At 63.8% G+C, this 11,504-nt stretch carries 10 protein-coding genes; 4 read left to right on the forward strand and 6 right to left on the reverse strand.

Annotation, left to right across the window (positions count from 1 at the left end; translation table 11 throughout):
• The first annotated feature begins 144 nt into the window (after positions 1–144).
• Genes R4P70_RS11645 through R4P70_RS11655 form a run of 3 tightly spaced genes read left to right on the forward strand, consistent with a single transcriptional unit; the run spans position 145 to position 5,818 of the window.
• Positions 145–2,169 carry an alpha-1,4-glucan--maltose-1-phosphate maltosyltransferase gene (locus R4P70_RS11645; protein ID WP_041816053.1) on the forward strand — a complete coding sequence of 675 codons (2,025 nt, stop codon included), beginning with the start codon at positions 145–147 and terminating at the stop codon, positions 2,167–2,169.
• Positions 2,169–4,370: a 1,4-alpha-glucan branching protein GlgB gene (glgB, locus tag R4P70_RS11650; protein ID WP_317830839.1), complete on the forward strand. Its 2,202-nt coding sequence runs from the start codon at positions 2,169–2,171 to the stop codon at positions 4,368–4,370. The genes R4P70_RS11645 and glgB overlap by 1 nt, the downstream gene beginning before the upstream one ends.
• The gene (locus R4P70_RS11655; RefSeq protein ID WP_317830840.1) at positions 4,370–5,818 is read left to right on the forward strand and encodes a neutral zinc metallopeptidase; all 1,449 of its coding nucleotides are present in this window, start codon (positions 4,370–4,372) and stop codon (positions 5,816–5,818) included. The genes glgB and R4P70_RS11655 overlap by 1 nt, the downstream gene beginning before the upstream one ends.
• Positions 5,819–5,836: 18 nt before the next feature.
• Here R4P70_RS11655 and R4P70_RS11660 read toward each other — a convergent pair whose 3' ends face one another.
• From R4P70_RS11660 to R4P70_RS11680, 5 genes are all read right to left on the reverse strand, one after another.
• Positions 5,837–6,733 (reverse strand): tetratricopeptide repeat protein, encoded by an 897-nt coding sequence (locus R4P70_RS11660; RefSeq protein WP_029538373.1) that lies wholly within the window; start codon positions 6,731–6,733, stop codon positions 5,837–5,839.
• A gap of 105 nt (positions 6,734–6,838) precedes the next feature.
• Complete coding sequence (locus tag R4P70_RS11665) at positions 6,839–7,201, reverse strand: DUF3817 domain-containing protein (RefSeq protein WP_317830841.1); 363 nt, start codon at positions 7,199–7,201, stop codon at positions 6,839–6,841.
• Positions 7,202–7,301: 100 nt separating this feature from the next.
• Positions 7,302–8,501 carry an acetyl-CoA C-acetyltransferase gene (locus tag R4P70_RS11670; RefSeq protein ID WP_317830842.1) on the reverse strand — a complete coding sequence of 400 codons (1,200 nt, stop codon included), beginning with the start codon at positions 8,499–8,501 and terminating at the stop codon, positions 7,302–7,304.
• Positions 8,498–9,160 (reverse strand): 3-oxoacid CoA-transferase subunit B, encoded by a 663-nt coding sequence (locus R4P70_RS11675; protein WP_020906493.1) that lies wholly within the window; start codon positions 9,158–9,160, stop codon positions 8,498–8,500. The genes R4P70_RS11670 and R4P70_RS11675 overlap by 4 nt, the downstream gene beginning before the upstream one ends.
• Positions 9,157–9,924 (reverse strand): CoA transferase subunit A, encoded by a 768-nt coding sequence (locus tag R4P70_RS11680; RefSeq protein ID WP_153211317.1) that lies wholly within the window; start codon positions 9,922–9,924, stop codon positions 9,157–9,159. The genes R4P70_RS11675 and R4P70_RS11680 overlap by 4 nt, the downstream gene beginning before the upstream one ends.
• Before the next feature lie 167 nt (positions 9,925–10,091).
• Here R4P70_RS11680 and R4P70_RS11685 point away from each other — a divergent pair, with 167 nt between their 5' ends.
• A complete protein-coding gene (locus R4P70_RS11685) occupies positions 10,092–10,871 on the forward strand; it encodes an IclR family transcriptional regulator (protein WP_317830843.1) in 780 nt (259 codons plus the stop codon).
• Here the strand turns inward: R4P70_RS11685 and R4P70_RS11690 are convergent.
• A complete protein-coding gene (locus R4P70_RS11690) occupies positions 10,868–11,470 on the reverse strand; it encodes a helix-turn-helix domain-containing protein (protein WP_030535889.1) in 603 nt (200 codons plus the stop codon). The two genes, R4P70_RS11685 and R4P70_RS11690, sit on opposite strands and share 4 nt — an antisense overlap.
• Positions 11,471–11,504 lie beyond the last annotated feature (34 nt).

Raw genomic sequence — 11,504 nt, forward strand, 5'->3', positions numbered from 1 at the left:
CCGACCTGACCACCGACAGACCCGAATTCGTCGTTATCAGCCTGGCGGCTTCGCCGTTATCAGCACTCCAGCGCCGCACCCACTACGGTTGGACCCGGCGAAAGAAAGTTTTACCGCGATCCATCATCAGAAATGGAGCTTCCCGTGTCAGGACGCCTCGGTATCGACGACGTGGTACCCGAGATCTCGGGTAACTATCCGGCAAAGGCCGTGGTCGGTGAAGTCTTCCCGGTGCACGCCACCGTGTGGCGAGAAGGCCACGACGCCATTTCCGCCACTCTTGTCGTGCGTGGTCCGCGCGGTACCAAGCCGCTGCGCATTCCGATGGATCCCGGGACCGAACCGGACACCGTCGACGCGGTGTTCACGCCGTCCGCCGAAGGTATGTGGTCGTTCCGGATCGAGGCGTGGAGCGATCCCATCGCCACCTGGAAGCACGCCGTGGAAGCAAAGCTCGCCGTCGGGCAAGGGGCGGCCGAGTTGGCCAACGACTTGGAAATCGGTGCGCGCCTGTTCGAACAGGCCGCGCACGAAGTGCCGCGGGGCAACAGGTCCAGGCTCGAGGCCGTCACGGCGTCGCTGCGCAGCGATCAGGCGCTGACTGCTCGCGTCGCTCCGGCCTTCGCCTCCGACGTCGCCGAACTGCTCCGCGCTACTCCACTTCGCGAACTGGTCACCAAGGGCGAGTCCCACCCTGTCGTCGTCGATCGCAGCCGTGCGCTGTTCGGCTCCTGGTACGAGTTCTTCCCCCGCTCGACCGGTGGATGGGACGAGAACGGAGTACCGCAGCACGGCACGTTCCGCACCTCTGCCGAAGACCTGCCCCGCATCGCCGCAATGGGTTTCGACGTCGTCTACCTTCCGCCGATCCATCCCATCGGCGAGATCAACCGCAAGGGACGCAACAACACCCTCACCCCCGAACCCGGCGACGTCGGTTCGCCGTGGGCGATCGGCTCTGCCGACGGCGGGCACGACGCAGTCCACCCGCAACTCGGCACGCTCAAGGACTTCAAGGCCTTCGTCGCTGCGGCCCGCAAGCTGGATCTCGAAGTGGCACTGGATCTCGCGCTGCAGTGCGCCCCGGATCATCCATGGGCCCAGAAGCATCCGGAGTGGTTCAACGTCCTTCCCGACGGCACCATCGCCTACGCCGAGAACCCGCCCAAGAAGTATCAGGACATCTACCCGATCAACTTCGACACCGATCCTCGCGGTCTGGACAAGGAAATCCTGCGCGTGGTCCGCCACTGGATCAACGCCGGAGTCAAGATCTTTCGTGTCGACAACCCGCACACCAAGCCGCCCAACTTCTGGGAGACACTCATCTCGGAGGTCAAGAAAACCGACCCCGACGTCCTGTTCCTCGCCGAGGCGTTCACTCGTCCGGCGCGCATGTACGGCCTTGCCAGGCGCGGGTTCACGCAGTCGTACACGTACTTCACCTGGCGAGTTGCGAAGTGGGAGCTCACCGAATTCGGTAACGAGCTGGCGGCAAAGGCCGACGAAGCTCGACCGAACCTTTTCGTGAACACACCGGACATCCTGCACGAGTCCCTCCAGCACGGTGGGCCCGGAATGTTTGCACTGCGAGCAGCTCTCGCCGCCACCCTGGCGCCGACGTGGGGCGTCTACTCCGGTTACGAACTCTACGAACATCAAGCCGTTCGCCCCGGCAGCGAGGAATACCTCGACTCCGAGAAGTACGAACTTCGTCCGCGCCGTTTCGCCGAAGCGGCAGCGCGAGGCGAATCTCTCGAGCCGTGGATCACCGCACTCAATCGCATCCGGCGTGCACACCCGGCCCTGCAGCAGTTGCGGAACCTGCACTTTCACCACATCGACAACGACGCGTTGATCGCCTACTCGAAGTTCGACGCCTCGACCGGTGACGCCGTCCTGACGGTGATCAACCTCAACCCGTTCGCGGCAGAAGAGGGCACCGTCTGGTTGGACATGCCGGCGCTCGGACGCGAATGGCACGACCACATGACCGTGCTCGACGAGGTTACCGGTGAGCAGTTCAATTGGGGCCAGGCCAATTTCGTCCGGCTCGAGCCCTGGCGTTCGGTGGCGCACATCCTCGCGCTCCCACCCGTTCCGTATCCGGCCCGGATCTCTCTGGCCTACCAAGCTCGCAATGCGCACCGCGCAGGTGGAGGCAAGTGATGCCAACCGAAAAGTCCCCTTCGGGTATCGCGCCGGACAATCACGATCTGGAACTGTTGGCGCGCGGTGAACATCACGATCCGCACAGTGTCCTCGGCGCCCATCCCCACGCCGACGGCACCGTTCTCCGAGCGTTGCGTCCCAACGCCGAGTCCGTCAGTGCCGTCATCGGCGGCAAAACCTTTCCTCTCGAACATGTTTCGAACGGAATATTCGCGGCCCTGGTCCCCTACCCAGACCTGATCGACTATCGCTATTCCGTGACGTACCCGGGTGGCCACACAGTTCTCGCAGCCGACCCTTACCGATTCCTGCCGACTCTCGGTGAACTCGACCTTCACCTGTTCGGCGAAGGTCGGCACGAACGACTGTGGGACATCCTCGGCGCACATCCGCGTTCGTACGAGACACCGGACGGACCCGTCGACGGCACCTCGTTCGCCGTCTGGGCTCCGGCCGCCCGCGGCGTGACCGTCGTCGGCGACTTCGACGGGTGGAGTGGGCAATTCGCCCCCATGCGAGTCCTCGGCTCCACCGGGGTCTGGGAACTCTTCCTGCCCGACATCGCAGTCGGTTCGCTGTACAAGTTCCGGGTCCACGGCCACGACGGCTCGGTTCGCGACAAGGCCGATCCCATGGCATTCGGTACCGAGGTACCGCCGGCGACGGCGTCGCGAGTGACCACCAGTTCGCACGAATGGAACGACGCGGCCTGGCTGGAAACCCGCGCTGGTGTCGACCCTTCGCAGTCCCCGATGAGCGTGTACGAGGTGCACCTCGGATCGTGGCGTCCGGGACTCGACTACCGGCAGATGGCCGAGCAACTCGCCGTATACGTCACCGAAACCGGATTCACCCACGTCGAACTGCTGCCCGTCTCCGAGCATCCGTTCGGTGGATCGTGGGGGTACCAGGTCACCTCGTACTACGCACCGACCTCCCGCTTCGGCACCCCGGACGACTTCCGGTGGTTCGTCGACCACCTGCATGCCGCAGGGATAGGCGTCATCGTCGACTGGGTGCCTGCACACTTCCCCAAAGACGAATGGGCGCTTGCCCGTTTGGACGGAACGCCGTTGTACGAGCACGCCGATCCGCGTCGCGGCGAGCAGTTGGACTGGGGCACATACGTATTCGACTTCGGTCGCCGCGAGGTCCGGAACTTCCTCGTCGCCAACGCGCTCTTCTGGCTCGAGGAGTTCCACATCGACGGACTGCGCGTCGACGCCGTCGCATCGATGCTGTACCTGGACTACTCACGTCCGGAAGGTGGATGGACTCCCAACATTCACGGTGGCCGCGAGAATCTCGAAGCTGTTGCGTTCCTGCAGGAGATGAACGCCACCGTCCACAAGAACCACCGAGGAGTCGTCACCGTCGCCGAGGAGTCGACGGCGTGGCCCGGAGTCACTCGGGCGACCAATGTCGGTGGCCTCGGGTTCAACATGAAATGGAACATGGGGTGGATGCACGACACCCTCGGATTCCTCGGTCACGACCCGGTGCACCGGACTTACCACCATCACGAGATCACTTTCTCGCTGATGTACGCGTGGAGTGAGAACTACCTGCTACCGATCAGCCATGACGAAGTGGTGCACGGCAAGGGAACTCTGTGGACCCGGATGCCCGGCAACGACTTCGCCAAGGCTTCCGGCCTGCGCTCACTGCTTGCGTACATGTGGGCGCATCCGGGCAAGCAACTGCTGTTCATGGGACAGGAGTTCGGTCAGAGCGCGGAATGGTCCGAAGAACGCGGCCTCGACTGGTGGCAACTCGACGATCAGTACACCGGCACTCTCCACCGCGGCGTCCAGCGACTGGTCGGAGATCTCAACTCCGCGTACCGACGCCATCCGGCGATGTGGACCCTCGACACCTCCCCCGGCGGATACTCCTGGATCGACGCCAACGACACCGAGAACAACGTCCTCAGTTTTCTGCGTTACGGTACTGACGGTTCGATTGTCGCCTGCCTGTTCAACTTTTCGGGCAGTGAGCACTCGAGCTACCGCGTCGGGCTACCAGAGCCCGGCCGATGGGTGGAAATTCTCAACACCGATGCCGAGGTGTATGGCGGCTCCGGAGTCGGGAACCTCGGAGCGGTCACGGCAACGTCGCGTTCGTGGCACGGTCGGCCAGCCTCCGCACAGGTGGCGCTGCCAGCTGCTGGAGCGATTTGGATAAGTCTGGAGCGTTGATGGTCGGCCGGCGAGTAGTCATTGTCACGTCGTCACTGTTCGCAGTGGCCGCACTGCTCGCCGGTTGTGCCAGCGGAACGAACGGGCACGCCGTCTCGATCTATCACGATCCGTTCCGCGTCGCCGGACTCGACGCAACAGCAGGCCCCAGCGGATTGCGCCCGGGAGCCCCCAATGCCGACCGAGCAATCACCGGTACCGACGGCGGGGACATCGACGCCCTGGCGGCCAATGCCATCACCGACTTCGAAACCTACTGGGCCACCGAGTACCCGGCTCTGTTCGACAAGCCCTTCGAACCGGTCGACGAGCTGATCTCGTGGGACCCCACCGAACCGAACGGCCCGGACTTCTGCGAAGAGACCACCGAAGAACTCATCAACGCCGGGTACTGCAGCATCGATCACACCATCGGTTGGGATCGCGAACTGCTACTGCCCGAGGTACGAGAGAAGTTCGGTGAAGTGGCCGTCGCCTTCATCTTCGCGCACGAGTACGGCCACGCCGTTCAACGCAAAGCCGGGATCGTCGGCGGTAAACGGGATGCGGCCCTGGTGCGAGAACAGCAAGCCGACTGTTTCGGCGGTGCCTTCTTGCGGCACGTCGCCGAGGACAAGGCCGCACACTTCACGATGAACACCTCCGACGGCCTCAACAAGGTGTTGGCCTCGGCGGTCGCCATCCGCGACGAAGACCCTAATGATCCTGAGAGCCACCATGGTTCGGCGTTCGAGCGCGTCACCGCCACTCAGATCGGCTTCACCGACGGCGCCGGCGCCTGCGCGAAGATGGACGCCGACGAAATCGAGTCACGACGCGCAGACCTCCCGCAGCAGTTCGCCGAAGGCAACGACTCCGGAGAACTGCCTGTCACCGAGGCAACGCTCGACGAGTTCGTGAAGACATTCCAAGCAATCTTCGATCTACCCGAGCCGCCGAAGGTCGTGTTCACCGGCGCAGACACCGGGTGCAGCGACGCCGTTGCGACAGAGCCCGTCTCGTACTGCCCGTCGACGAACACAATCGGAATCAGCGTCGACGACCTGGCCGAGCGCGGTACGCCGGGTCGCGTCGGACGACGTGAGTTGATCCAGACCAACATCACCGGTGACTACAACGCCTACGTCCTGCTCGCGTCGCGGTACACCCTCGCGATGCAGAAGGAGAACGGCCAATCGCTCGACACTCCGCAGACTGCCTTGCGCGCCGCCTGCCTGTCCGGCGTCATCACCGCAGCGCTCAGTCCCACCAACGCTGCGGCGTCCGGAGCTCAAGTCACACTCTCCCCCGGCGACCTCGACGAAGCCGTATCGGGGCTGCTGACCGACGGCCTCGCCGCCAGTGACGTCAACGGTGAGACGGTGCCGAGCGGGTTTGCACGCGTAGACGCGTTCCGGACCGGTGTACTGGGTGGCCGGGAAGTGTGCGACAGCCGCTACACGGAGTAGCGGCTGCCGGTCCACACGTCAGTAGAGAGCGGAAGCCAACTTACGCCGGGCCGCGATGACGATCGGTTCTGCCGGGTCGAACAGTTCGAACAGCTCGAGCAGGCGCGTCCGCGCTGCGGCCTTGTCGTCGCCGGCAGTTCGCGAAACCACCGAGATCAAGCGCGCGAACGCCGCCTCGGGTTGCTGGGCGAACATTTCCAGGTCGGCCGCAGCGAACTGCAGTTCGAGATTGGACGGATCAGCATCCGCGGCCGCGATCGACTCGGGATCGACGCCCTGAACCCGGGCCATGAACTTCACCTGGCGGACAGCGCTCTTGGCCTCCGCATTGTTGGGTTCGGCGTCGAGAATCATCTGGTACGCAGCGATGGCGGCGTCGAGATCGCCCCCGTCCAGCGCGGTTTCAGCGGCCACGAAGCGTGGATCCTCGACCTCCTCCACCGGTTCGTCCCCGTCGGACACCGGCCCACTCAACTTGCCCTCGACAGCTTGGAGCACTGCGTCGAACCACTGGCTGAGCTGCGCCTCTGGCTGAGCGCCCTGAAAATCGGCCAACGGCTGACCAGCTGCGACGGCAACAACCGTCGGCACCGACTGGACACCGAATGCCTGCGCGATGCGAGGACTCACGTCGACGTCGACGTTGGCAAGAATCCACTTGCCGCCGGCGCGCGCCGCCAATGATTCGAGAACTTCGGTGAACACGACCGAGGGCTCGTATGCGCGGCCACCGATGTTGACGATGACCGGCACCTGGCTCGACTTCAGCAGGACTTCGCTTTCGAAGTTCTCCTCGGTCACCTCGATCACTGCCTCGGAGACAGCAGAAACGGCCCCGTCGCCGCTGGTGTTACGCGGCGGTGGTGGGGCCGTGGCCCGCTCTTTGAAGGCGGACAAGTCGACTGCGCCGCTCATGGCGGCAGCAACTGCGGACGAACGCGCGGGGGGCCTGGAACCTGGTCGAGTCACGACTCCCAGTTTGTCACGAGTTGCGCGAAGCTACGTAGAGGGATGCAGCACTCAGACGAGCGCCGCGTTGCCCTTGGACGCCTCGAACTCCGTGGACAGCTCGCCGAGCTTGCCGTTTCGCACTGCCCAGCGTTCGAATATGACGGTGCCGAACGGGGGAACGCTCGAGATCAGCGCAAGGATCGTGGTCTTGATATCCCACTTGAGCGACCACGCAGTCAGCAGAGCAGCAACGATGAACACCAGGAAGCCCGCGGTGCCGTGGACCATTCCGGGGATGCGAATCGCTTCTTCGTGTCCGAGGACCCACTTGAAGAACATGGCAACCAGCAAGGCCGCCCAGGTCACAGCTTCCCACCACGCCACCAGACGGAAGCGTTTCGCGGGAGTGGATACGTCAAAGATGTTCGCCATGAGGCCATTGTGCCCGAACAACTACGACGCCCCGTAGTTGTGTGAGCAAAACCACGGGGCGTCGCAGAGCGAGAGCGCTCGTTCAGGTGTATTTAGACACTCAAGCCTTGGGGACGCGGATGATGAGTGCGTCGCCTTGTCCGCCGCCGCCGCAGAGTGCGGCTGCGCCGATGCCGCCGCCGCGGCGTTGCAGTTCGAGGGCGAGGTGCAGGGCGATGCGGGCGCCGGACATGCCGAGGGGGTGTCCGATGGCGATGGCGCCGCCGTTGACGTTGACCTTGGCGGGGTCGAGGCCGAGTTCGCGGGTGGAGGCGATCCCGACGGCGGCGAAGGCTTCGTTGATTTCGACGAGGTCGAGGTCGGTGGGGTCGATGCCTTCCTTGGCGCAGGCCTTGGCGATGGCGCGGGCGGGTTGGGACTGGAGGGTGGAGTCGGGTCCGGCGACGACGCCGTGGGCGCCGATTTCCGCGATCCAGGTCAGGCCGAGTTCTTCGGCTTTGGTTTTGCTCATCACGATCACGGCGGCGGCGCCGTCGGAGATCGGGGAGGCGGAGCCGGCGGTGATGGTGCCGTCCTTGCTGAACGCGGGACGCAGTTTGCCGAGGGATTCGGTGGTGGTGTCGGCGCGGATGCCTTCGTCCTGGGAGAAGACGATCGGGTCGCCCTTGCGTTGGGGGATGGAGACGGGGACTACTTCGTTGTCGAAGTAGCCGTCTTTCCAGGCGCGGGCCGCGTTCTGGTGTGAGGCGGCGGCGAAGGCGTCCTGCTCGGCGCGGGTGATGTGGGCGGTTTCTTGTTGGTTGACTTGTTCGGTGAGCAGGCCCATGGCCTGGTCGGTGAAGATGTCGTGGAGGCCGTCGTAGGCCATGTGGTCGCGGAGGGTGACGTCTCCGTATTTGAAGCCTTCGCGGCTTTTTTCGAGCATGTGGGGTGCGCGGGACATCGATTCCTGCCCGCCGGCGACGACGATGTCGAATTCGCCGGCGCGGATGAGTTGGTCGGCGAGGGCGATGGCGTCGATGCCGGAGAGGCACACTTTGTTGATGCTCAGGGCGGGGACGTTCATGGGGATGCCGGCGGCGACGGCGGCTTGGCGGGCGGGCATCTGGCCGGCGCCGGCGGTGAGGACCTGTCCCATGATGACGTAGTCGACTTGTTCGGGGGCGACTCCGGACTTGTCGAGGGCGCCTTTGATGGCGATGCCGCCGAGGTCGGACCCGGAGAGGTCTTTCAACGATCCGAGGAGTCGACCCATCGGGGTACGAGCTCCCGCAACAATCACAGTGGTCGTGTCGGTCATGCCAGTTCAACTTTCAGTTCGGTGCCGGTCGCGGCAACAACGTCTTCGACGCTGACATCGGGGGCCAGTTCACGCAGGACGAGTGGGCCTTCGTCGCTCACATCGATGACGGCTAGGTTGGTGATGATCCGATTCACCACGCCCTGGCCGGTCAGGGGCAGGGTGCATGCGTCGACGATCTTGGGGTTGCCGTCGCGGTCGTTGTGCTCCATGACGACGATGACACGCCGGGCACCGTGGACGAGGTCCATTGCGCCGCCCATTCCCTTGACCATCTTGCCGGGGACCATCCAGTTTGCGAGGTCACCCGTCTTCGACACCTGCATGCCGCCGAGAACGGCGGTGTCGATGTGGCCGCCGCGGATCATCCCGAACGAGAGGGCCGAATCAAAATATGCCGCACCGGGATTGACGGTCACGGTCTCCTTGCCGGCGTTGATGAGGTCAGGATCGACGTTGTCCTCGGTGGGATACGGTCCGGTACCGAGAATTCCGTTCTCCGAGTGCAGGACCACACGAACGTCCGAGCCCAGGTATCCGGGAATCAGTGTGGGAAGACCGATTCCGAGATTGACGTACTCGCCGTCGATCATCTCTGCAGCCGCCCGCGCTGCCATCTGCTGGCGCGTCCAACCCGTCACTGTCACTGGTGCGGTCATCGTGAGGTTCCTTCCGAAGCGCTGACGGTTCGCTTTTCGATTCGCTTGTTCTGAGGGCCGGTGTGCACAATTCTCTGCACGAAGACTCCGGGCAGGTGTACCGATGCCGGGTCGATTTCACCGGGCTCGACCAGACGTTCCACCTGAGCAATGGTGACCCGTCCCGCCATCGCGGCGAGCGGGTTGAAGTTCATCGCGGTCTTGTCGAACACGAGGTTGCCGTCGGTGTCACCGAGAACAGCGTGCACGAGTGCGTAGTCGGCGTTGATCGCCTCTTCCATCACGTAACGCTTGGTTCCGAAGACGCGAGTCTCCTTCGGAGGCGATGCAATAGCGATCGAGCCGTCGGCGTCGTAGCGCCAGGGCATTCCGCCGTCGGAGATGGGGCTACCCACTCCGGCCGGTGTGAAGAATGCGGGGATTCCGGTTCCGCCGGCGCGCAGACGCTCGGCGAGCGTGCCCTGCGGCGTCAGTTCCACTTCGAGTTCGCCGGCCAGGTACTGCCGGGCGAACTCCTTGTTCTCACCGACGTACGACGCGGTCACCCGTCGGATACGTCCGGCGCTCAGCAAGATTCCGAGACCGTGATCGTCGACGCCGCAGTTGTTGGAGAACACCTCGAGGTCGGTTGCACTCGTTGCTGCGATCGCGTCGATCAATACGTCGGGGATGCCGCACAAACCGAATCCGCCGACGGCCAGCGTTGCTCCGTCGACGATGTCGGCGACCGCGTCCGCCGCGGACTCGTACACCTTTGCTGTCATGTTTTCTCCCTGCCAAGCGTTCATTGAGTAGACACTCACTCACTTCGCTATCCAGTGAACTATCTCCTGTTCACAGGTTCAAGGGATCTTGAATATCAACACAGAACTGATCGACTGCTGACCATCTGAAGAAAATTCGTTCACTGAATGGACACTAGGATGAACTCATGCTTACTCACGAGCAATCACCGGCCATGGTCGCGCGGGTGGCGGCACTTCTGCGAGCCCTCGGCGCCTCTGAGCCAACGGGCATTTCCACCACTGAATTGGGCAAGGTCACCGGCCTCGCTCGGCCCACCGCGCACCGACTGCTCACGTCTTTGGCTGCCGAAGGACTGGTCGACCGTGACGTACGAACCGGTCGGTGGTCTCTCGGCCCGGAGTTGTACCTCCTGGGCGCCGCGGCCGGAAATCGGTACGACATCACCGACCGCGCTCGCGACATCGTCGACGACCTCGCCCGGGTCACGGGGGAGAGTGCATTCCTCTCGGCACGTCGCGGCGACGAGACCGTCTGCATCTTGAGTCAGGAAGGCAGTTTTCCGCTGCGATCTCACGTGCTGCACGAGGGGAAGCGATTCCCGTTGGGGGTCGCGTCGGCGGGGCTTGCCATCTTGAGTCACCTACCGACGCGGGACGTCGACGACTATTTCGCCCGAGTGAATCTGGAGTCGGAATGGGGTGAGATCCACAGTGAGGCATCAATCCGCGAGCGAATCGAGTCGACGCGTGTCACCGGCTATGCCGTCAATCCAGCCCTCATCGTCGAGGGAAGCTGGGGGATGGGTGCCGCGGTGTTCGACCGCAACGGGCGCCCGGACTGGGCGCTGAGCCTGACCGGAGTGGAAACCCGCTTTCGGCCCGCGCGTCATGCCGAGTTGGGAACGCTACTTCTCGAATACGCTCATACGCTGTCGAACCGACTGAAAACGCATGCAGTGGTCTAACTTTCGGGAACTGCGTCATGCGCAGCAGCAGTTCTTGCCTTCGTGCGCACGTGGGCCTTCTCGCCTTGCGGGCCGAACAGATGCAAGATCTCCACAACCTGTTCATCGGCGGGCCCGAACCAATGGGGCTCGGCGGTGTCGAACTCCGCGACTTCACCGGGGTGCAGGACAACCTCGTTCGTACCCAGAATGAGACGCAGATCCCCGGCGAGGACGTAGAGCCATTCGTAGCCGGCGTGGGTGACGAGCTTCGGTGGACGTGGACCGATCACCTGTTTGAACACCTGCACCCGGCCCGGATAGCGCGTCAACGGAACGACGGCACTGCCGTTCTTGCGTCGGCTCGGGGTGAGATGGACCCGAGGATCGCCCGTGGCGGGAGCGCCGACGAGTTGGTCCAGCGCGACCCGGTGAGCACGCGCGAGCGGTAACAGCAGATCGAGGGTGGGACGACGCTTACCCGATTCGAGTCGCGACAGTGCGCTGACGGAGATGCCGGTGGCGTCGGACAGGGCCTCGAGGGTCAAATCGCGATCCCGACGAAGTGTTCGCAGTCTCGGTCCGATATCGGTAAGCAACTGCTCGAGTTCGGCGTCCATGCGCTCATCTTTGCAGTTTCTGCAAATTTCTTAC

Source organism: Rhodococcus sp. IEGM 1241 (assembly GCF_033142365.1).
GTDB classification, from domain to species: domain Bacteria; phylum Actinomycetota; class Actinomycetes; order Mycobacteriales; family Mycobacteriaceae; genus Rhodococcus_F; species Rhodococcus_F erythropolis.

Coding starts and splice junctions, on each gene's coding strand:
- glgB (WP_317830839.1), top strand. CDS start 2,169: ATGCCAACCGAAAAGTCCCCTTCGGGTATCGCGCCGGACAATCACGAT.
- R4P70_RS11655 (WP_317830840.1), top strand. CDS start 4,370: ATGGTCGGCCGGCGAGTAGTCATTGTCACGTCGTCACTGTTCGCAGTG.
- R4P70_RS11660 (WP_029538373.1), bottom strand. CDS start 6,733: ATGAGCGGCGCAGTCGACTTGTCCGCCTTCAAAGAGCGGGCCACGGCC.
- R4P70_RS11665 (WP_317830841.1), bottom strand. CDS start 7,201: ATGGCGAACATCTTTGACGTATCCACTCCCGCGAAACGCTTCCGTCTG.
- R4P70_RS11670 (WP_317830842.1), bottom strand. CDS start 8,501: ATGACCGACACGACCACTGTGATTGTTGCGGGAGCTCGTACCCCGATG.
- R4P70_RS11675 (WP_020906493.1), bottom strand. CDS start 9,160: ATGACCGCACCAGTGACAGTGACGGGTTGGACGCGCCAGCAGATGGCA.
- R4P70_RS11680 (WP_153211317.1), bottom strand. CDS start 9,924: ATGACAGCAAAGGTGTACGAGTCCGCGGCGGACGCGGTCGCCGACATC.
- R4P70_RS11685 (WP_317830843.1), top strand. CDS start 10,092: ATGCTTACTCACGAGCAATCACCGGCCATGGTCGCGCGGGTGGCGGCA.
- R4P70_RS11690 (WP_030535889.1), bottom strand. CDS start 11,470: ATGGACGCCGAACTCGAGCAGTTGCTTACCGATATCGGACCGAGACTG.